This is a genomic window from Aliirhizobium cellulosilyticum (genome assembly GCF_014198105.1).
GTDB lineage: Bacteria > Pseudomonadota > Alphaproteobacteria > Rhizobiales > Rhizobiaceae > Neorhizobium > Neorhizobium cellulosilyticum.
Window position 1 is genome coordinate 522,318 of record NZ_JACIGW010000001.1, and the last position, 20,759, is coordinate 543,076.

At 59.4% G+C, this 20,759-nt stretch carries 21 protein-coding genes; 14 read left to right on the forward strand and 7 right to left on the reverse strand.

The window, feature by feature from the left end; all coding sequences use genetic code 11:
• The first annotated feature begins 86 nt into the window (after positions 1 to 86).
• Together GGE33_RS02250 and GGE33_RS02255 are read left to right on the forward strand one after the other, a co-directional pair.
• Positions 87 to 1,082 (forward strand): KpsF/GutQ family sugar-phosphate isomerase, encoded by a 996-nt coding sequence (locus GGE33_RS02250; protein WP_183821087.1) that lies wholly within the window; start codon positions 87 to 89, stop codon positions 1,080 to 1,082.
• An 11-nt stretch (positions 1,083 to 1,093) separates the two neighbouring features.
• Positions 1,094 to 1,459, forward strand: coding sequence for a nuclear transport factor 2 family protein (locus tag GGE33_RS02255; protein WP_183821088.1), 366 nt, complete (start codon positions 1,094 to 1,096; stop codon positions 1,457 to 1,459).
• A 6-nt stretch (positions 1,460 to 1,465) separates the two neighbouring features.
• Here GGE33_RS02255 and GGE33_RS02260 read toward each other — a convergent pair whose 3' ends face one another.
• From GGE33_RS02260 to GGE33_RS02270, 3 genes are all read right to left on the reverse strand, one after another.
• Complete coding sequence (locus GGE33_RS02260; RefSeq protein WP_394353634.1) at positions 1,466 to 1,747, reverse strand: Atu4866 domain-containing protein; 282 nt, start codon at positions 1,745 to 1,747, stop codon at positions 1,466 to 1,468.
• Positions 1,748 to 1,824: 77 nt separating this feature from the next.
• Entirely contained in the window at positions 1,825 to 2,316 is a 492-nt protein-coding gene (locus GGE33_RS02265) for a carboxymuconolactone decarboxylase family protein (protein ID WP_183821089.1), read from the reverse strand.
• Between the two features lie 47 nt (positions 2,317 to 2,363).
• Positions 2,364 to 3,086: an SDR family oxidoreductase gene (locus GGE33_RS02270; protein ID WP_148143480.1), complete on the reverse strand. Its 723-nt coding sequence runs from the start codon at positions 3,084 to 3,086 to the stop codon at positions 2,364 to 2,366.
• 111 nt (positions 3,087 to 3,197) lie between these two features.
• Here GGE33_RS02270 and GGE33_RS02275 point away from each other — a divergent pair, with 111 nt between their 5' ends.
• The 9 genes from GGE33_RS02275 to GGE33_RS02315 all read left to right on the forward strand — a co-directional run bounded on the left by GGE33_RS02275 (position 3,198) and on the right by GGE33_RS02315 (position 13,426).
• Complete coding sequence (locus GGE33_RS02275) at positions 3,198 to 4,112, forward strand: LysR family transcriptional regulator (protein ID WP_183821090.1); 915 nt, start codon at positions 3,198 to 3,200, stop codon at positions 4,110 to 4,112.
• 120 nt (positions 4,113 to 4,232) lie between these two features.
• Complete coding sequence (locus GGE33_RS02280; protein WP_183821091.1) at positions 4,233 to 5,396, forward strand: aminodeoxychorismate synthase component I; 1,164 nt, start codon at positions 4,233 to 4,235, stop codon at positions 5,394 to 5,396.
• Positions 5,381 to 6,013 carry an aminotransferase class IV family protein gene (locus GGE33_RS02285; RefSeq protein ID WP_183821092.1) on the forward strand — a complete coding sequence of 211 codons (633 nt, stop codon included), beginning with the start codon at positions 5,381 to 5,383 and terminating at the stop codon, positions 6,011 to 6,013. Before GGE33_RS02280 ends, GGE33_RS02285 begins: the two co-directional genes overlap by 16 nt.
• Before the next feature lie 72 nt (positions 6,014 to 6,085).
• Positions 6,086 to 6,997: a heme-dependent oxidative N-demethylase family protein gene (locus tag GGE33_RS02290; RefSeq protein WP_183821093.1), complete on the forward strand. Its 912-nt coding sequence runs from the start codon at positions 6,086 to 6,088 to the stop codon at positions 6,995 to 6,997.
• Between the two features lie 153 nt (positions 6,998 to 7,150).
• Positions 7,151 to 8,602, forward strand: coding sequence for a homospermidine synthase (locus tag GGE33_RS02295; protein WP_183821094.1), 1,452 nt, complete (start codon positions 7,151 to 7,153; stop codon positions 8,600 to 8,602).
• Positions 8,603 to 8,775: 173 nt separating this feature from the next.
• Complete coding sequence (gene omp10 / locus GGE33_RS02300; protein ID WP_148143492.1) at positions 8,776 to 9,138, forward strand: outer membrane lipoprotein Omp10; 363 nt, start codon at positions 8,776 to 8,778, stop codon at positions 9,136 to 9,138.
• Between the two features lie 217 nt (positions 9,139 to 9,355).
• Positions 9,356 to 11,302, forward strand: a complete 1,947-nt coding sequence (locus GGE33_RS02305; protein ID WP_183821095.1) for a 5'-nucleotidase C-terminal domain-containing protein — start codon at positions 9,356 to 9,358, stop codon at positions 11,300 to 11,302.
• A 171-nt stretch (positions 11,303 to 11,473) separates the two neighbouring features.
• Positions 11,474 to 12,508, forward strand: coding sequence for a ferrochelatase (gene hemH, locus GGE33_RS02310; protein ID WP_183821096.1), 1,035 nt, complete (start codon positions 11,474 to 11,476; stop codon positions 12,506 to 12,508).
• Between the two features lie 228 nt (positions 12,509 to 12,736).
• The gene (locus GGE33_RS02315) at positions 12,737 to 13,426 is read left to right on the forward strand and encodes an SDR family oxidoreductase (RefSeq protein WP_183821097.1); all 690 of its coding nucleotides are present in this window, start codon (positions 12,737 to 12,739) and stop codon (positions 13,424 to 13,426) included.
• Between the two features lie 15 nt (positions 13,427 to 13,441).
• On the opposite strand, the gene queE is transcribed toward GGE33_RS02315, so the two are convergent.
• The 3 genes from queE to queC are packed head-to-tail and all read right to left on the reverse strand — an operon-like array spanning position 13,442 to position 15,254.
• The gene (gene queE, locus GGE33_RS02320) at positions 13,442 to 14,176 is read right to left on the reverse strand and encodes a 7-carboxy-7-deazaguanine synthase QueE (RefSeq protein ID WP_183821098.1); all 735 of its coding nucleotides are present in this window, start codon (positions 14,174 to 14,176) and stop codon (positions 13,442 to 13,444) included.
• Positions 14,173 to 14,529: a 6-carboxytetrahydropterin synthase QueD gene (gene queD, locus GGE33_RS02325; RefSeq protein ID WP_183821099.1), complete on the reverse strand. Its 357-nt coding sequence runs from the start codon at positions 14,527 to 14,529 to the stop codon at positions 14,173 to 14,175. Before queD ends, queE begins: the two co-directional genes overlap by 4 nt.
• Positions 14,529 to 15,254, reverse strand: coding sequence for a 7-cyano-7-deazaguanine synthase QueC (gene queC / locus GGE33_RS02330; RefSeq protein ID WP_183821100.1), 726 nt, complete (start codon positions 15,252 to 15,254; stop codon positions 14,529 to 14,531). The genes queD and queC overlap by 1 nt, the downstream gene beginning before the upstream one ends.
• 137 nt (positions 15,255 to 15,391) lie before the next feature.
• Between queC and GGE33_RS02335 the strand changes: the two genes are divergently transcribed.
• Both GGE33_RS02335 and GGE33_RS02340 read left to right on the forward strand, forming a co-directional pair.
• Positions 15,392 to 16,423, forward strand: coding sequence for an SPFH domain-containing protein (locus GGE33_RS02335; RefSeq protein ID WP_148143507.1), 1,032 nt, complete (start codon positions 15,392 to 15,394; stop codon positions 16,421 to 16,423).
• Positions 16,424 to 16,427: 4 nt separating this feature from the next.
• A complete protein-coding gene (locus GGE33_RS02340) occupies positions 16,428 to 16,892 on the forward strand; it encodes an NfeD family protein (protein ID WP_183821101.1) in 465 nt (154 codons plus the stop codon).
• 58 nt (positions 16,893 to 16,950) lie between these two features.
• Here GGE33_RS02340 and GGE33_RS02345 read toward each other — a convergent pair whose 3' ends face one another.
• Positions 16,951 to 18,813, reverse strand: coding sequence for a M3 family oligoendopeptidase (locus tag GGE33_RS02345; RefSeq protein WP_183821102.1), 1,863 nt, complete (start codon positions 18,811 to 18,813; stop codon positions 16,951 to 16,953).
• Positions 18,814 to 18,991: 178 nt separating this feature from the next.
• Between GGE33_RS02345 and GGE33_RS02350 the strand changes: the two genes are divergently transcribed.
• Positions 18,992 to 20,572, forward strand: coding sequence for a sigma-54-dependent transcriptional regulator (locus GGE33_RS02350; protein WP_394353620.1), 1,581 nt, complete (start codon positions 18,992 to 18,994; stop codon positions 20,570 to 20,572).
• The last annotated feature ends 187 nt before the right edge of the window (positions 20,573 to 20,759 follow it).

Here is a 20,759-nt window from a genome sequence, read left to right on the forward strand (position 1 = left end):
TGAAATAGCCGGCCGGTAGTGGATGGACAAAGGACCGCGCCGAAAGCCGATGGACTTGAGGCGGAAAAGGGACTAATCCTGCCGCCATGATCAAGCGCGCATTACAACTCGTCGAACATGATGTCGTCGATTCCGCCTTGCGGACAATTGCTTTCGGACAACAAGGGCTTAGCGCTCTTGAGGAGACTCTGAAGGATACCCTTGGGCCAGCCTTTCGACAGGCTGTGGAGACAATTGGCGCAATCGATGGTCGAGTGGTGATCACCGGTGTCGGCAAGAGCGGGCATATCGGCCGCAAGATTTCGGCGAGCCTTGCCTCGACCGGTACGCCGTCTTTCTTCGTTCATCCCGTCGAGGCAAATCATGGCGATCTCGGCATGATTGCGCCCGGCGATGTGGTGCTGGCCTTGTCGTGGAGTGGCGAGACTGCCGAGTTGCAGGGTATCGTCTCCTTCACCCGTCGCTTCTCCGTTCCCTTGATCGCGCTAACCTCGGGCGAAACATCGACGCTTGCGCGTGAAGCAGACATCGTGCTGTTGCTGCCGAAGGCGCAGGAGGCATGCCCGCATGGATTGGCGCCCACAACGTCTACGCTGATGCAACTCGCACTCGGCGATGCGCTTGCCGTGGCCCTGCTTGAGGCGCGTGGGTTCTCTGCAGCTGATTTTCGCGTCTATCATCCGGGCGGCAAGCTTGGCGCTATGCTATCTCATGTCAGCGACCTGATGCATACGGGAGATCGCCTGCCGTTGGTGAACAAGGGCGCGTCGATGCCTGATGCGATCCGCGAGCTTTCTGCCAAGCGGTTCGGCTGTGTCGGCGTGATTGATGATGAGGGACGTATCTGCGGCGTCCTGACCGATGGCGACATCGCCCGTCATCTCGATGGCAATCTTGGTACGATGATCGTTGACGAAGTCATGACGGCCAATCCGAAAACGGTCGGCAAGACGACACTTGCGACGGCTGCCATGGCGCTTCTCAACAAGCACAGTATCGGTGCTCTTCTGGTGGTCGACGAGGAAAAGCGACCGATTGGTATCGTGCATTTCCACGACCTGTTGCGGGTTGGGGTGGCCTGAGGCCGGACCCGTTGCCGGATCTTCAAGCCCATCTTCATGCTCTCGAGGTGGCGCTTCAAACGAAGGAGGTGCGGTCTTCAAGGGCGCGCCTGCTTGAGATCCTCGCGCCGGATTTTCGTGAATTCGGCCGCTCTGGCCGGTCCTATGGCCTTGCGGAAATCCTTGCAGGTCTGACGACTGAAGTGACGGTCGCAAAAACGGCCATCGAGGATTTCACCATATCGCTTCTGAGCGAGGAAATTTTGCTCGCGACCTATCGCGGTATCCGCTTCAATGATGACGGGATCGAACTGCGGACCAATCGCAGTTCGATCTGGCGCCTGGAAAAGGATGGTCGCTGGCGCATGGTTTTTCACCAGGGCACGCCAGCGGCCTGAGCGTCTTCATTTCTCCCGGTAGAATATCATGCCGCCGTGATGCAGGACGTCTTTTTCCACGAATGTCCCGTCGGCGGTAAAGCCGGTATCGTCCCAGTAATCAATATGAGCGCCGGTCACGACATAACGGCCCTGATATGCGCTCTTCCTGTTTCCCCGGGCCTCGTCATAACGACCGGTGGGCAAGAGCTCCTGGCGTATCCGGCCATCGCCGGTTACCCACATGCCGAGATAGGGGTGGTTTTGGGCTTGCGCCTGAGTGCTCATGCTATTCTCTGCTTTTGCCATATGGACAACCGCGCCAAGCGAGGTGGCGGTGGCGATGATAATGCCGACAATGACGGCAAGGGGGTTGTTCAAGATCCTCATGGACGAGCCTCACCGTTTTCCACTTCGTTCATGGCGCGTCTTTCCTCGAATAGCTGCGACAGCGTCTGTGATGCGGCAATCGCCTTGGGGAAGCCAGCAGGGACCGTGACCATGTAGATGAGTTCCTTCAGTTCTTCTTCGGTCGCACCGATATTGAGCGCATAGCCCGCGTGGACACGCATCATGGCTGTCTCCCCGATGGCTGCGAAGGCTGCCACTGCCGCCATCTGGCGTGTCCGGTTATCAAGGCCGGGACGCGACCAGACATCACCCAGTGCATAGGCCTCGGTTGCCTCTGCAAGGAACGGGAATTCGTGCCGCATGGCCTCCAGATTGGGCTGGGTCTTCCCGTTGTTGAGTTCGCGGATTACGGCTGCGCCGCGTTCGCGCCTCTCCTCGGTCGTCTGTCCGAATGCCGGCTGAGAGGCAAGCCCCAGAAGGGCAATTGCGCCGGTAGTGGCGACATGGGATCTGATCTTTTGAAGCATCACTATCTCCTCAATGATTGCATGATCGGGTCCAATCCGGATTGGGATCAGTAGGAAGAACGTGTCGGGCGCACGACGATCTCGTTGACGTCGACATCCTCGGGCTGCTCGATGGCGAAGCGCACCGCGCGGGCGATTGCATCAGGCTTGAGGGCGATGGCCCGGTAGGTCTTCATGCCTTCGGCGGCAACCGGATCGGTGATCGTGCTGGCCAGCTCGCTTTCCACCACGCCGGGATGGATGCAAGTGACACGCAGCCTGTCGTTCTCCTGTCGCAGCCCGTCCGAAATGGCCCGCACGGCGAATTTCGTGGCGCAATAGACGGCCGCCGTCGGCACGACCTGGAGTGCACCGATCGAGGCTATGTTGATGATGTGGCCGGAGCCGCGTTCCGTCATCTCGGGCAGGACGGCAGCCACGCCGTGAAGAACGCCCTTGATGTTGACATCGACCATGCGGTCCCATTCGTCGACCTTCATCGAGGCCATGGGTGACAAGGGCATAATGCCAGCATTGTTGACGATGACGTCGACGCGGCCGAATTCTGCTCTTGCCGCATCGGCAAAGGCTGCGACATCGGCGCGGTTCGTCACGTCGAGCCTGCGGGTCATGACTTTGCCGCCGTTCTGGCGGATTTCATCGGCCAGTTCTTCGAGACGTTCGGTACGTCGCGCGCCGAGCACCACAGTTGCTCCGGCCTTTGCCAGTTCACGCGCAATTCCTGCTCCGATGCCGCTGGAAGCGCCGGTGATGAGAACAACCTTTTCCATGACATTTCCTTCCATGTTTGCCGCTTGATTGCGGTTGCCAGAAAGGTAGTCGCAGTGCATTGTCGCGATAAGTCGCTTAGTGTTTTCCAGTTTGGTAAGTGAAGCTAACCAATGTTGCCTGACTTCAATGCCCTTGCCGCTTTCGTCATCGTTGCCGAAGAGAAGAGTTTTCGCGCCACGGCGGACCGGTTGGGCGTCACACGCTCGGCAGTCAGCCAGACGATCCGCAAGCTGGAGGAAGCACTTGGTATTGCTGTGGTTTCGCGCACCACCCGCAGCGTTGCCCTGACCGAAGCGGGCGAGCGGCTTTATGCGGAAGTGGCCCCGGCATTTTCCGGCATGCAGGCTGCCATCGAGATTGTGGCAAGCCAACGGGACAGGCCACGCGGGCAATTGCGGCTTGCAGTCTCGTCCATCGCCGAGAGTTTTCTTTCCGGGCCGATGCTCGCGTCGTTTGCGGAGCGTAATCCTGAGGTCAGGCTGCATGTCACCGTCACCGATGAGGAATTCGATATCGTCGAGGAGGGCTATGATGCCGGCGTGCGGCTAGGGGAGGTGATTGCCCAGGACATGATCGCGGTTCCGGTATCGGGCGAGCAGCGCCAGCTTGCCGTCGCATCGCCAGACTATATCAAGCGCTTCGGGGTGCCCGCTCACCCGCGCGAACTGACCGAGCGCCGCTGCGTCGGCTGGCGCAAGGCCCCCAACCTGCCGGCTTATCGCTGGGAATTCGAGGAAGACGGGCGGGAAATTTCCGTCGCAGTCAACGATGCGATCACGACGACCGACATGGCGTTGATGATCAAGCTTGCGGTCGCCGGCGCCGGTATCAGCTTCGGCATGGAGGACAGTTTTCGGGCAGCCATCAAGCGTGGAGAGCTTGTGCCGATCCTCGAGCAGTTCTGCCCTCAATTTCCGGGTTTCTATCTGTATTATCCGAGCCGCCGCAACATGGCGCCGAAACTGCGCGCGCTGGTGGATCACCTGCGCGGTTTTCGCCAGAGCCAAACGCTTTCAAACGGATGAGATGCGGCAGTGGATTTCGCAGTCCGCGCTTCAAACTGCGTGGCGGCGGTGTTATGGCGCGTGAGATCCGCAATGCTGGCGGGATTAGGAACGGGCAGGGAGCCGCTGCGGCTAAGGGACATGGATCGGAATTCTTCTCCCTATATTCTGTTTCGTGACGATCTTGCCGAGCGGCAGCTTCTGTTTGCGTCTCCGAGTGAGCTGGTTATTGCGCGCCGTGTCGACGAGGTCATTCCGGCTTTGCGACGGCTGGAAGAATGCCGGGCCTCCGGCAAGTGGCTTGCCGGTTACCTTGCTTACGAGGCTGGTTATGCGTTCGAGGAAAAGCTTCGACCGCTTGTGCCGGAGTGCCGGGAGACGCCGCTCGTCTGCATGGGCGTGTTCGACAGACCGGTCGACGATGGTTATCCGAGGCTGGAGCCGCCGGCAGGGCTCAAGTCCGACGCGACCTTGAGCGAGCCGCATGCGGCCTGGAACGAAGAGAGTTATGCCGCCCGTTTTTCCGTCCTGCATGATCACCTGCGCAAGGGAGACTGTTTTCAGGGTAATCTCACCATGCCGATAGAAGCGCATTGGCCGGGGGATGCGCGGGAGCTGTTCTGGTCGCTGATCGCGCGCCAGCCGGTCCGTTACGGAGCGCTTGCCGAGCTTGGCGGTCCCGCCATCGTCTCGCGGTCGCCGGAATTGTTCTTCTCCATCGACGAGAATGGCTGGATCGAGACCCATCCGATGAAGGGGACGGCCGCACGCGGCGCTACGCCCGAGGAAGACGAGGCGATCAAGCAGCAGATGCTGGCGGATGAAAAGACGCTGGCGGAAAACCGGATGATCGTCGATCTGTTGCGAAACGATATCTCGCATGTCAGCGAGGCGGGCACGCTTTTGGTGCCGAAACTGTTCGAGATCGAGACCTATCCGACCGTGCACCAGATGGTGAGCCATGTCCGCGCCCGGCTTTTGCCGGATGCGGGTCTGCCGGAGATCATGCGGGCGCTGTTTCCCTGCGGGTCGATCACCGGTGCGCCGAAGCTTTCCGCCATGACGATCCTGCAAAAGCTGGAAAGGGTGCCGCGGGATGTCTATTGCGGAGCGATCGGCTGGTGTGATCCGGCAGGGCCGATGCGATTTTCGGTGGCTATCCGCACGATCAGCCTTTTTTCCGGCGGAAGGGCAGTTTTCAATGTCGGCGGCGGTATAGTCTTCGATTCGATGCCGCAGGCGGAATATGAAGAGTGCCTGTTGAAGGCCAGGTTTGCGGTGGGAGACCAATGGATTTCTCGTTGATCGAGACGATGCGCTGGACGCCCGAGGACGGGTTCGTCCGTCTGGAGCAGCATTTGCGCCGGCTCAGCCGCTCGGCAGATGCGCTCGGTTTTCGCCAGCCGCAGGACGCCCGCAGAGCGCTCGATGACGCCGTCGATGGTGATGAGCCGCTGCGTGTTCGCCTGGTCATGTCATTTCGCGGCAAGATCGAGGTGACGACGGCTCCGTTCGTCATCCAGTCTCCGGAGACCGTCTGGAAAGTCAGGATCGGGACGACGAAGCTGAAGTCTGACGATCCGCTCTATCGCCACAAGACCTCACGGCGCGAGCCTTATGAAGCGGCGCGTGCCGAGTTTTCCGCCGACGAAGCCGATGAAGTGCTTTTGACCAACGAGCGCGGCGAGATGTGCGAGGGCACGATCACCAACCTGTTCGTTGAGGATCAGGAGGGCATGCTCATGACCCCGCCGATCACCAGCGGCATCCTGCCCGGCGTGCTGCGCGCCGACCTGATCCGCGAGCGTCGCGCCAAGGGGGCGGTTCTGAAACCTGCCGATTTGCAGGAGGCGATGACGGCAGGGCGAAAGATTTTCGTCGGTAATTCGCTTCGCGGGCTTATTCGGGCCGAGTTGCTCTGATCTGTTCCAAAGCGCTTGAAAAGACGCGGTCTTGAAACGACACTGCGTCAAACAGGAGATGTCGCGGATCCGATGCCTGCCCCTATAGCCCCGACCTACACACCTTACGACGGTTCGTCGAAACCCTTCACGATCGGTCTTCTGCAACTGGAACCTGAGCGCTGGATCGAGCCCGATGGCGATCTAGCAGAGCAGGTATTGCTGAAACGCAATCTGGTGGCGGAGCATGGCGAGCTTGTGCTGCGCGCCGAGGCGGGTACGCAGGAGGCGCAGCAGGAAGTTCTCGATCTCCTGATCGACTATCTGCCGCAATATCATCCGGAGAATTACCGTCTGGTTGGCAATGATATGCGCATCGCGGGCCTCGATCCGGATATTGCGGATCAAGAGATGATGCCGCTGCATCGGGCCGGACTGCTGGTGCAGGACGATCTGGTGATCATGCGCAAAGGCGAAAACGGATGGCGAATTGCCGCGGCATTTCTGGCTTTCCCGTCGTCCTGGCGTCTGTCGGAGAAATTCGGCCTGTCGATGGATGAGGTGCATGCTCCGGTGCCGGGCTTCGAAGGCGGCAGCCGCAATGCCGGGCTGATCAACCGGATGTTCGACAATCTCTCCGCGGACCGGATCGTGGTTCGCTGGAACTGGTCGGTGAACTGGTCGCATGCGCTGTATCACCCGGATGCGAAATCGGCAGAAGAAAAACGCGGGGTGTCTGCGGACAAGGCCTTCATCCGGGTGGAGCGTCAGACACTGCGCAAGCTGCCGGTTTCGGGCGATATCCTTTTCACCATTCGCATCTATCTCGATCCGGTTTCCGCAATTCTTGCGCAACCGAATGCAGTGGAACTTGCAGCCTCGATGGCGGAGCAGCTGGAAGCGATGTCGGATGTAGAAGTCACCTACAAGGGGCTGACGGAAAAGCGCGTCGAGCTTGTCGGTTTGCTGCGCCGAACGGAGCCGGTTAAGACTTTGGCAGAATAGTATGCTGTCCTTGTCGCGATCCCGGCACAAGCCCTTTATTGTGACTGATTTTTGTGATCTAGGGCCGCGCATCAGAACAGCGTCACACTCGCTGATTATGCGTGAAGCCAGGCTGCGGTTTGCATAGAGCAGTCGATTTTTAGGGAGTATGACATGTCGGATACCAACTACCCGGTCCATGCTGAAATTACCGGCCCGATCGTGATGATCGGCTTCGGTTCGATCGGTCGCGGCACGCTGCCGCTGATCGAGCGCCATTTCAAGTTCGACAAGAGCCGGATGGTGGTCATCGACCCGCGCGAAGAACCTTCCGACATGGAAATTCTTGCCAAGCACGGTGTTCGCCACATCAAGGAACACGTCACCAAGGACAATTACAAGACGCTTCTCAAGCCATTGCTGGACGACGGCAAGGGCGGGCAGGGTTTCTGCGTCAATTTGTCGGTTGATACCGGCTCGCTTGACCTGATGAAGCTCTGCCGCAAGCTCGATGTTCTTTACATCGATACGGTCGTCGAGCCGTGGCTTGGCTTCTATTTCGACAAGAGCCTGAAGAATTCCGACCGCACCAACTATGCGCTGCGCGAAACCGTGCGCCATGAGAAGAAGAAGAACCCGGGCGGCACGACGGCCGTTTCCACCTGCGGCGCAAACCCGGGCATGGTCTCGTGGTTCGTCAAGCAGGCTCTGGTCAATCTCGCCAACGACACGGGCCTGAAATTCGACGAGCCGGATCAGAACGATCGCGAAGGCTGGGCCAAGCTGATGAAGAAGCTCGGCGTCAAGGGCGTACATATTGCCGAGCGCGATACGCAGCGCACCAAGCATCCGAAGCCGCTCAACGTATTCTGGAACACATGGTCTGTCGAAGGCTTCATCTCGGAAGGTCTTCAGCCGGCCGAACTCGGCTGGGGCACCCATGAAAACTGGATGCCGAAGAACGCCAAGAAGCACAAGAAGGGCTGCCAGGCCGCCATCTATCTGGAACAGCCGGGTGCCAATACCCGCGTTCGCACCTGGTGCCCGACGCCCGGCCCGCAATACGGTTTCCTCGTCACCCATAACGAGTCGATCTCGATTGCCGATTACTTCACGGTAGAGAAGGACGGCGAAGTCGTTTACCGCCCGACCTGCCACTACGCCTACCACCCGGCCAATGACGCGGTTCTGTCGCTGCACGAAATGTTCGGCAATGGCGGCAACCAGCAGCCTGTCCTGCATGTTCTCGACGAGCATGAGCTTGAAGACGGCGTCGACGAACTCGGCGTGCTGCTCTACGGCCACGAAAAGAACGCCTACTGGTTCGGTTCGCGCCTGTCGCTGGAAGAAACCCGCCGCATTGCGCCTTACCAGAACGCCACCGGTCTGCAGGTGACGTCGGCTGTTCTTGCCGGCATGGTATGGGCGTTGGAAAATCCGAAGGCAGGCATCGTCGAGGCCGACGAGGTGGATTACAAGCGCTGCCTCGAAGTGCAGACGCCTTACCTTGGCCCGGTCGAAGGTCATTACACCGACTGGACCCCGCTCGAAGGTCGTCCGGGTCTCTTCCCTGAAGATATCGACGAGAAGGATGCCTGGCAGTTCAAGAACATTCTGGTGCGGTAAGCACTGGCTTGTTGCCGATCTTTTTGTGTATTTTGGAAACGCCCGCGCAAAAGCGGGCGTTTTCTGTAGAGACAGAATGTCCCGACACTGTACAAGCTGGCGGCTTGCCATAGATGAAGCGGGACGCCATGGTCCTTGTTACGTATGACCGAGCGAATCGCGGGAGATAAATCATGAAACTGAAAATGGGCTTTGCGCTGATCGCAGCTGCCAGTCTGAGTGCTTGCGTGTCTTCGCCGCCGCCGCGGCAGATGGCTGCGGCCCCGCAGCCGCAGGGCGTCGAAGGAAGCTGGGTCGATCCGAACGGCATCGTCTCGACCTTCCAGGCGGGGACGTTCAATACCCGCGCCAGCGACAGCAACGCGCTGCTGGCATCCGGTACCTATACGACGCTTTCGCCAACGCTGGTCGAGATCAACATGACCTCTCTGGTGCGCAAGACCCAGTCGCGCGTCAACTGCTCGCTCGTGAGCACCAGCCAGCTCAACTGCACCCAGGATAGCGGCGCGCAGTTCTCGCTGACGCGACGCATCTGATTTTAGCGCACAACATTCGAAGTCTCTTGAGAACCCTGCGCAAGCGGGGTTTTCGCGTTATGGAGGCAAAATGATGCAGTGCGCTCTTGTCATATTTGCCTTGAAACCGATTTTGCTTGGTGAAAGCATGCAGTGCACAATCACTGTCACGCTGAAAAGTTAAGACAATCGGGAACAGCCGTGCGTTCTGCACGGTGATTAAACAAGGAGAGAAATGATGATGAAGACTATGGGATTAGGGCTGTTGACCGCATCGGTCATGGCCTTGTCGAGTGGTGTGGCGTTTGCCGACTATGAACTCAACATCCTGCACATCAACGATTTTCACTCCCGTATCGAATCCGTCAACAAATTCGATTCCACTTGCTCGGCCGAAGAAGAAGGCAAGGGTGAGTGCTTCGGCGGTGCTGCGCGCCTGCTGACCGCGATCAACCAGACGCGCGATGCGCTGAAGGCCGACAACAAGAATGTCCTGCTACTCAATGCCGGCGACAACTTCCAGGGCTCGCTGTTCTACACGACCTACAAGGGCGCCGTCGAAGCCGAAGTCCTGAATGCTATGAAGTTCGACGCGATGACCGTCGGCAACCATGAATTCGACGATTCGGACGATGTTCTCGCCACATTCCTCGACAAGATCCAGTTCCCGGTTGTGACCGCAAACGTCGTTGCTTCCGCAGCTTCCAAGGTCGGTGACCGCATCAAGCCCCATATCGTTCTCGAAGTCGGTGGCCAGAAGATCGGTATCGTCGGTGCGGTGACCAACGATACGCCGGAAATTGCAAATCCCGGTCCGAACATCACCATTGCAGACGATATCGCCAAGATCACCGAAGCCGTACAGGCGGTGAAGGCAGAAGGCGTGACCAAGATTATCGCGCTTACTCATGTCGGTTATCCGCGTGACCTCGCCTATATCGCCAAAATCCCGGATGTCGACGTCGTTGTCGGCGGCCACACGCACACGCTTCTTTCGAACACCGTCAAGGGTGCCGCCGGTCCTTATCCGACCTGGGTGGATAATCCGGGCGGCTACAAGGTTCCGGTCGTGCAGGCATTCCAGTACAGCCGTTACCTGGGCGACCTGAAGATCGTGTTCGACGACAACGGCGTGGTCAAGTCGGCCGAAGGCGAACCAATCCCGGTCGATGTCAAGTTCCAGCCGAATGCGGACATGGTCAAGCGCGTCGACGAGTTGAAGGCGCCGATCGACGAGCTGAAGAAGAAGGTCGTCGGCTCGACCGAAACGGCGATAGAGGGCGACCGCAAGATTTGCCGCGCAGCCGAATGCTCGATGGGCAACCTGCTTGCCGACGCACAGCTCGATCGCGTCAAGGATCAGGGCATCACCATCTCCATCCAGAACGGCGGTGGTCTGCGCGCCTCCATCGATTCAGGCGAAGTGACGATGGGTGAAGTGCTGACCGTTCTTCCCTTCCAGAACACGATCGCCACTTTCCAGATCAAGGGGTCTGATCTCGTTGCCGCGCTCGAAAACGGCGTCAGCCAGATCGATGATGGCGCAGGCCGCTTCCCGCAGGTCGCAGGCATGAAGTTCTCCTTCGACAAGTCGAAGCCGGTCGGCTCGCGTATCAGCGACGTGCAGGTCAAGGAAGGCGAAGCCTTCGTGGCGATCGATCCGAACAAGGTCTATGGCGTCGTCACCAACAACTATGTTCGTGGTGGCGGTGACGGGTTCAAGATCTTTGCGACTGCTGCGCAAAACGCCTATGACTTCGGTCCCAACCTTGAGCAGGCGGTTGCCGATTATCTTACGGCTCACAATCCCTACAAGCCTTACACGGATGGACGCATCACCGACCTGACGCCGGCTGGCTACACGCCGCCTCCGCCGCCGGCCCCGGCTGCTGCACCGGCTGCCGCGGCGCCAGCCGCAACGCCTGCTCCGGCTGCTCCTGCACCGGCAACCACTGCCCAGGCTCCCGCTGCAACGGCTCCGGCCGCAGTCGAAGCGCAGGGGCAGACAACTCCGCCGGCTGCGGGTCCGAGCAAGTACACGGTCGTAAAGGGCGACTCGCTGTGGAAGATCGCTGAAAGCACTTATGGTGACGGCGAGCGCTGGACCGAAATTGCTAAGGCCAACAGCCTGCGTCATCCGAACCTCATCCAGGTCGGCGCAGAGCTGGAACTGCCGGCCAAGTGAGGTTCTTGATCCCGGTCAAGGCCGGGATTGATAAACTAAATCATTGGATCGGGACAAATTGTCTCAGCGACGATTGCGGCTCGGGGTTTCCCGAGCCGTTTTTTGTTTCTAAATGATCCGCAGCCCGTCGATCGCCGTAATGGTTTCGGTTCGCATATCTGGAAAGCTTTCATGAGCACGTCTTCTGCCTCCATGCCCGCATCCCATCCGTCCGTTTCCTTTGGCAAGGTCGGCGTGCTGCTGGTCAATCTCGGCACGCCCGATGGTACCGACTACTGGTCGATGCGGCGTTATCTCGCCGAATTCCTGTCCGATAGCCGCGTCATCGAATGGTCGAAGCTCTATTGGTACCCGATCCTTTACGGCATCGTCCTGAACAAGCGGCCGCAGAAGGTCGGCAAAGCGTATGAGGAGATCTGGAACAAGGATCTCAACGAAAGCTATCTGCGCACCTATACCCGCAACCAGGGTGAGCTGATGGCCGAGCGGCTGAAGGATCTGCCGAATGTCGTGGTCGACTGGGGCATGCGTTACGGCAGTCCGTCGATCGCCTCGAAGATCGATGACCTGAAGGCGCAAGGCTGCAACCGCATCGTGCTTTTCCCGCTTTACCCGCAATATGCGGCAGCGACGACCGCGACCGTCAACGACAAGGCGTTCGAGCACCTGATGAAGATGCGCTGGCAGCCGGCCGTGCGCACGGTGCCGACCTATCATGACGATCCGGTCTATATCGAAGCCTTGGCAAACTCGGTGCGCCAGACGCTGTCATCGCTCGACTGGGAACCGCAGCTGCTGATCACCTCGTTCCACGGCATCCCGCAGTCCTATTTCAAGGCCGGCGATCCCTATCAGTGTTTCTGCCAGAAGACGGCGCGGCTGTTGCGCGAAAAACTCGGCTATCGCGAGGATCAGTTGCGGATCACCTTCCAGTCGCGTTTCGGCCCGGAAGAATGGCTGCAGCCCTATACAGACAAGACGATGGAAGGGCTGGCGGCAGAGGGCATCAAGCGTGTCGCCATCATGAACCCGGGCTTCGTTTCGGATTGTCTCGAGACACTGGAAGAAATCGCCGGCGAGGCGGGTGAGATCTTCATGCATCACGGCGGCGAGAAATTTGTTCACATCCCCTGTCTGAATGACAGCGAAGGGGGCATGGATGTGCTGGAAACGGTCGTTCGGCGGGAGCTGCAGGGCTGGGTTTGATTGGTAGAGTGCGCTCTTAGAGAGAGCCTCTGCCCCTCACCCTAACCCTCTCCCCGCAAGCGGGGAGAGGGGACGTGCCCTGCCTGATGCTCGAGAGGGACGGAGGCCTTGCGGCTCGCGTCCTTCTCCCCGTCATTACGGGGAGAAGGTGCCGGCAGGCGGATGAGGGGCAGCGCCAACGCTCAAGATGACGCTTACAGCGAAGCCAGTTAGCCAAAGGAACACCCCATGAAAAAGGCAATCGTTACCGGTGGAGCAGGCCTGATCGGGGCTGGGATTTGCGAGGCGCTGGTTGCCCGCGGTTTCGAGGTTGCCTCTTTCGACCTCTCCGGCAAGACCCATGTCGTCGAAGGTGTTCGTGCCATCGAATGTGATGTCGCGGAGGAAGCGTCGGTCGAAATCGCGATTGCCGAACTTGGCTGGGATCGTCTCGATCTGCTCGTCAACAATGCCGGTGCCACAGGCGGGGCGCTAGGCACCTCCATCCTCGACATGTCCTATCTCGACTGGCGCCGTGTGATCGACAGCCATCTGACCGGCGCCTTTCTTATGACGCGAGCCGTCGTGCCGTTGATGAAAACCGGCGGATCGGTGGTCAACATGGCTTCCACCCGCGCCTTCATGTCCGAGCCGAATTCGGAAGCCTATGCGGCGTCCAAGGGCGGGCTGGTGGCGCTGACCCATGCGCTTGCCGTCAGCCTCGGCCCGACGATCCGGGTCAACGCCATTGCGCCGGGCTGGATTACCAAGGAGACGAATCTGAGCCATGAGGACGAGTCGCAGCACCCGGTCGGCCGCGTCGGGCGACCGAAGGATATTGCCGATGCCGTGCTTTATCTCGACAGTGCCGGTTTCGTCACTGGTCAGGTGCTGACGGTCGATGGCGGCATGACGAAGAAGATGATCTACGCTGATTAAAATTGGGCGCGTTTCTCAGACGCCCCGCTTGTTGCCCCAAAGCAGAACGTGAAGCTGCGGCAGAACCGTTGCCGAAAACCAGCGGTCAGCCGTCACCTTGTCGACCAGCCACAACATCCGATCCATGATGCCGTCGAGATCGATGCGGGCATCGTCGTCTTCCGGCGGCGGCGGCGTGTGGTTGCCGGGCTGCAGATAGACGGGCAGTTCCGGAAAGCGCAGCGATGCCTCGCGGGCAAACGCATAATCGGTATCGTCGAAGATAACGAATTTGAGTGCGATGCGCGGTGCTTTTCCCGCCGCTTCAAGACAGTCGGCCAAAACGTCCCAATCCGTTTCCATTCCGCTCGATGGCGGTTTGGGCGAGAGGACAAGCACGTCGAGATCGGCAAACCAGTCGCGGGCGATGCTGCCCTGGGTCTCGATGGCAAATCGGTAACCGTCGTTCTTGCCGCGCCGGATCAGGGATTTCAACGGCTGAATGGCCGGATTGCCGCCCGAAAGCGAGACCATCAGCGGCCTGCCGCCCGAAAGGTCGCGGACCTCCTGCCAGATCGCCTCGGCATCCATGGGCATCCAGTCGTGGCGATAGGCGCTATCGACCGCATGCAGCGTATCGCACCAGGAACAGCGATAATCGCAGCCGCCGGTGCGCACGAAAACGGTCGGCTGGCCGATCAGCATGCCTTCGCCCTGAATGGTCGGGCCGAAGATCTCGCTGATCCGGATCGTTTCTGCAGATGCGGTCATGGTCTGTACTCAGCCCAGGTCTTGGGCGTTTCGCTGACCTTGACGGCCGAAGTTTCGGGCAGGCGTTGTTTGCACCAGTCGTAAAAATGCTTCGCCAGATATTCCGAGGTCACCTTGTCATGGCCCAGAACCTCGTTCAGGTGACGGTGATCGAATTCGTCATCGATATAGCGCTTCAGCGGAGCTAGTTCGTGATAGTCGCGAACGAAACCGTCGTCGTTCAGACCGGCGGAGGCCAGTTCGACCACGACGATGTAGTTATGGCCGTGCAGGCGGGCGCATTGATGATCCGCCGGCAGATGCGGCAGCTGGTGAGAAGCGGAGAAGTGGAATTCCTTGGTGATGCGATACATCAGCGGACCTCCTGTGCCTTAAATTCCGGGGCCTTGAAGCCCTCGGTGACTGCCTTCCAGAAAACCGGGTCTTCGTAGTCGGTCGGGTCGGTGACACCGGCGAGGTGGAAGGCTTCGCGGCGTTCGACACAGGTGCCGCAGCGCCCGCAATGGCGCGTGCCGCCCTTGTAGCAGGACCATGTCTCGACGAAGGGCGTGCCGTGCCTTGCGCCATCTGTGACGATATCGGCTTTGGAGCCGGTGACATAAGGAGCGAGCAGTTTCACCGAGGCATAGCCGTCCAGTGCGTGGCGCTGCATTGTGTCGAAACTGTCTATGAAGCCTGGGCGGCAGTCGGGATAGATGAAATGGTCGCCGCCATGGACGGCGATAGCCACCGCATCCGCCTGCCGTGCCGCCGCAACGCCGAAGGCAATGGTCAGCATGATGGCGTTGCGGTTCGGCACGACGGTTATGCGCATCGTCTCTTCGGCATAATGGCCGTCGGGAACGTCGACATCATCGGTCAGCGCCGAACCGGTGAGCTGGCTGCCGATGGCGCGCATGTCGATGATCTGGTGGAAAACGCCAAGGCGTTCTGCAGCGGCTGCGGCAAATTCCAGCTCCTTTTTGTGGCGTTGGCCATAGTCAAAGGAGATGAGGCCCATAAGCTCGCCCTTGGCGGCGATGTTGTGGGCAAGCGAAACGGAATCCAGTCCGCCGGAGCAGACGACGATGGTCTTCATGATTGGTGTCCTTGTTTTATCCGGGTAGGCTGCGACCGGTCTTCGGGTGCCTTCTAGACTACCTTCCTGTGCTTGTGAATGGTGCTGTGGTTGAATAGGATTGCCGCGATTTTAAGCAATTCATAAGGGAGGCTTTTATGGGCTTGGGTGGTTTCGATATTTTCGTCATCGTTGTGGTGATCCTCGCGATCCTGCTCCTCTTTGCATTGGTGAAGACGGTACCGCAGGGGTACGCCTATACGGTCGAGCGTTTCGGCCGTTACACGCGTACGCTTCAGCCGGGTCTGAACATTCTCACACCGTTCATCGAACGCATCGGCGCGAAGATGAACGTGATGGAGCAGGTGCTCGACATTCCGACACAGGAAGTCATCACCAAGGACAATGCCAGCGTGGCCGCAGATGCCGTGGCCTTCTACCAGGTGCTCAATCCGGCGCAGGCGGCCTATCAGATCGCCAATCTGGAAAATGCCATCCAGAACATCACGATGACCAATATCCGCTCGGTCATGGGCTCCATGGATCTCGACGAACTGCTGTCCAACCGTGATGTCATCAACGACAAGCTGTTGCGCGTGGTCGACGAGGCAGTGCACCCGTGGGGCATCAAGGTCACCCGTATCGAGATCAAGGACATCCAGCCACCGAAGGATCTGGTGGAATCCATGGCGCGGCAGATGAAGGCGGAACGCGAAAAGCGTGCGCTGGTGCTGGAAGCTGAAGGTGCGCGTAACGCGCAAATCCTTCGGGCGGAAGGTGCAAAGCAGGCTGCAGTTCTTCAGGCCGAAGGCGAGCGCGAAGCGGCGTTCCGCGAGGCAGAAGCACGCGAGCGTCTGGCCGAAGCCGAAGCGAGGGCGACCCAGTTCGTCTCGGAAGCCATTGCTGCCGGTGACGTGCAGGCGATCAACTACTTCGTTGCGCAGAAATACACAGAGGCGCTGGTCGAGATCGGCAAGGCCAACAATTCCAAGATCGTGCTGATGCCGCTCGAGGCCTCGTCGCTGATCGGTTCGCTCGGCGGCATCGGCGCCATCGCCAAGGAAGTATTCGGCGACGGCAATGGCCCGGCACCGTCCACTCCTCGTACTCAACAGCCACGTCCGGCGCGCAGCACGCCGACGGTGACCGCCGTGGTTCCGCCATTCACCCCGCCGACTTCCGAGAGGTGATGTGATGGTGGTTGAACTCTGGAACAGTCTCGGTCCCTGGGGCTGGTGGATAATTGGTATCGTACTGTTGGTGCTGGAGCTTCTGGTGCCCGGCGTATTCCTGATCTGGATCGGTGCCGCGGCCGTGGTGCTCGGCGCGCTGTCGCTGGCACTCTGGGACGCAGCCTTCTGGGGCTGGCATGTTCAGCTTCTCCTGTTTGCCGTGCTTTCGGTCCTGTTCGCGGTGATCGGTCGGCGGATTTATAACGGCAAACGCACGACAAGCGACGAGCCTTGGCTCAACCGTCGCGGCGAAAGCCTCATCGGTCGCACGGCGACGCTTTCCGAACCTATTCAGGAAGGGCGCGGGAGGATCAGGCTCGACGATACGATGTGGTCGGTCATGGGGCCGGATCTGCCGGTCGGCTCCCGCGTCCGTGTCGTGGCGTCGAGTGGCCGGGACCTGACAGTGGAACCGGTGGTGCGGTAGACATTTACTTCAAAAAGAAAACGGCCGGGTCTCCCCGGCCGTTTGTCATTTCAGGCCGTCAGCCCAGTTCCTTATCCAGTGCTTCCAGTTCGTCGATCAGGCCTTCGATCATCGACAGGCCCTTGGACCAGAAGGTCGGGTCTGTGGCGTCGAGGCCGAAGGGCTTCAGGAGTTCGGAATGGTGCTTGGTGCCGCCGGCCTTCAGAAGCTCGAAATACTTGTCCTGGAAGCCGGGCGCAGCGTTCTGGTAGACGGCGTAAAGCGAGTTCACCAGGCAGTCGCCGAAGGCATAGGCATAGACATAGAAGGGCGAGTGGATGAAGTGGGGGATATAGGTCCACCAGCTTTCATAACCTTCCGAAATCTTGATCGCCGGGCCGAGGCTTTCGCCCTGAACCGACAGCCAAAGCTCGCCGATCTGCTGCGATGTCAGCTCGCCTTCCTTGCGGGCCATGTGGACCTTGCGCTCGAACTGGTAGAAGGCGATCTGGCGCACGACCGTGTTGATCATGTCCTCGACCTTCTGGGCGAGCATCGCCTTGCGCTCACGCTTGTCCTTCGTTTTCTCCAGTAGCGTGCGAAAAGTCAGCATTTCGCCGAAGACGGAGGCGGTTTCGGCAAGCGTCAGCGGCGTCTGGCACATTAGTGCGCCCTGTCCACCGGCGAGAACCTGATGCACGCCATGGCCGAGTTCGTGCGCAAGCGTCATCACGTCGCGCGGTTTGCCGAGATAGTTAACCAGAACATAAGGGTGGGCAGACGGCACGGTCGGATGAGCAAAGGCTCCGGGCGCCTTGCCGGGACGCGACGGCGCGTCGATCCATTCTTCTGCAAAGAAGCGGCCGGCGATATCGGCCATTTCCGGCGCAAAGGCACCATAAGCGGAAAGCACGGTCTCCTTCGCGGTCTCCCACGGAATGACCGCCTTCGGCGTTTCCGGCAGCGGTGCGTTGCGGTCCCAGTAATTCAGCTGGTCCACGCCGAGCCATCTTGCCTTCATCGCATAATAGCGGTGCGACAGGCGCGGATAGGCGTCCTGAACGGCGGCGGCCAGCGCATCGACCACTTCGCGCTCGACCCGGTTGGCAAGGTGGCGGCTGTCGGCGATATCCTCGAAGCCGCGCCAGCGGTCGGAAATATCCTTGTCCTTGGCGAGCGTGTTGGTGATCAGGGTGAAGACACGCAGGTTGTCGCTAAAGGTTTTCGACAGGGCACTTGCCGCCTTGGCGCGGATGGCCGGATCGGCCTCCTGCAGCATGTTGAGCGTGACTTCGAGCGGCTGCTTTTCGCCGTCGATATCGAAGCGCAGTTCCGCCATGGTCTCGTCGAACAGGCGGTTGAAGGCAGACGCTGACGTCATCGACTTTTCGAGGAACAGCTGTTCCAGCTTGTCATCCAGCTGAAAGGGCTTGTCCTTGCGCAGGTCGACGATCCAGGGGCGATAATGGCCAGCCGTCGGATCGCGATCCATGCAGGCATCCATCACGGCGTCGTCGACGCGGTTTAGTTCCAGCGCGAAGAACAGAAGGTGCGACGAGATATCAGTGAGTTTCGACTGCACGTCGCCGAAGAATTTGCCGTTGGCCGGGTCGGACGTGTCGGAAAAATAGGTGAGGCCGGCGAATGAGCCGATCTTGCCCAGAAGATCGTCGAGTGCCTCATATTCCTTCAAGGCTTCACCGATGCCGCCGGCACCCGTTTTCGTCGCGGCCTCGGCCAGCTTGCCCTTCCACTTGTTTTCAAAGGCGAGCGCGTCCGTTTCGGATTGCTTCAGGTCGGCTGTAAAGGCCGGTGCATCCTTGGCGGCATAAAGATCGGAAAGCTTCCAGACGGGCAGGAGACCAAGCGCGGGATCCGTTGCGCCGCCACCGGCCGCCGGTGCGGCATGTGCAATCTCAGACAGCGCTATGCGATTTTTCATGGTCTTTCCTTCCCTCAACCGGGTCCTCGAATGGGTGCCAGATGGGTAGCATTTCAACCCATATGCCGCCACCCGTCCGTTTTCTGTTCAGACTGTTAAAATGTGAGCTTTTCTCAAAAGGGGATGTTCAAGCCTATCTGGCACAACTTCCAGCATAAGAGCCCGCAAAGGGTGCACGATGAACGTTGCCGGGAGTTCACAAATGTCTGCTCATATCCTTGTCGTCGATGACGATCCCATTCAGCGCCGCCTTCTGAAGAATGCAGTCGAGCGGCAAGGTTATGTCGCGCATCTGGCCGAAAACGGGAAGGTCGCGCTCGATTTCCTCAGTCGCACCAGCGGTGACGTCAATGTCATCGTACTCGATCTGATGATGCCGGAAATGGATGGACTGACCTTCCTCGCCGCACTGCGCGAGATGGGCGTGCAGATCCCGGTCATCGTGCAGACCGGACAGGGCAGTATCGAATATGTCGTCCAGGCCATGCGTGCGGGTGCTTTCGATTTCGTCGTCAAGCCGGTCTCGCCGGAACGGATCGCGACCTCCATCGCCAACGCATTGAAGCTCGATTATCGCGAAGGCAAGGCCAAGGTCGGTCGCCGTCGCGCCGGTGTCGTCGGCTTCAACGACATCGTTTCGGCAAGCCCGGACATGCTGCGTGTCATCGATCTGGCGCAGCGCGCGGCTCATTCCAATATCCCTGTCGTGCTCGAAGGTGAATCCGGCGTCGGCAAGGAAATGATCGCCCGCGCCATCCAGTCGGGCAGCGATCGTGCCGGCAAGCCGTTCATCACCGTCAACTGTGGAGCGATCCCGGCTAATCTGGTCGAGAGCATCCTTTTCGGTCACGAAAAAGGTGCGTTTACCGGAGCGACAGAGCGTCACACAGGCAAGTTCGTCGAGGCCGATGGCGGTACGCTTTTCCTGGATGAAATCGGGGATCTGCCACTCGAAGTTCAGGTGAAACTCTTACGCGCCGTGCAGTCGGGCGAGATTGAAACGGTCGGTGCCGGCCGCGTTCACAAGGTCAATGTGCGGCTGATTTCGGCCACTAACAAAGACCTGATCGAGGAGGTTCGCGCCGGGCGTTTCCGCGAGGATCTCTATTATCGCCTCAACGTTTTCCCGATCACAATTCCGGCTCTGCGTCGCCGCAAGGAAGACATTCCGCATCTGGTGCGTGTCTTCGCCGAGCGCTTTTCGCTGGAGCAGAAGCTGCCGCAGAACCTCAATGTCAGCGCCGGTGCGCTGGCGCTGCTGACGGCTTACGACTGGCCGGGCAATATCCGTCAGCTCGAAAACGCCATCTTCCGGGCCATCGTGCTTGCGGAAGGTGATGAGCTTACAGAGCTTGATTTCCCGCAGATTGCGGCCCAGGTGCCGGAATTCCGCACTCCCGAACTGGTCGCGACTGCCACGACACAAATGTCTGCTCCTTCATCGGTCCTACGCCCGATCATCGAAGATCTGGGCTTCCCGCAGCCGATGCTGCCGCCTCGTACGACACGGCCGGATCCACGCGCGCTTCTGGCTGCCGCCTACCCGGCATCGGACAATGTCATCGTAAGCACCGACGACACGGGCGAGGTGAGAAAACTTGCCGATGTGGAAGAGGAATTGATTCGTTTCGCGCTGAAGTTCTACCGCGGCCAGATGAGCCAGGTGGCGCGAAAACTCGGCATCGGTCGTTCGACGCTTTACCGCAAGCTGAAGGATTACGGTATCGATCCGGATGACCCACTCAAGGAAGCAGCCTGATTAGAGAGTGTTAATTTTCAGGCAAGGAAGCGATGGCAATTTCTGTCAATCTCTCTTTAGCACATCATTGACTATAAGAGAGATGCTTGTACATGTGTGGCAGATTTGCCATCGTGTGACCGCAATTGTCAGCCAAATGGGACAACGAGGGACGTTGTCTGCAGGACGGGGATCGCTTTGCCTGATT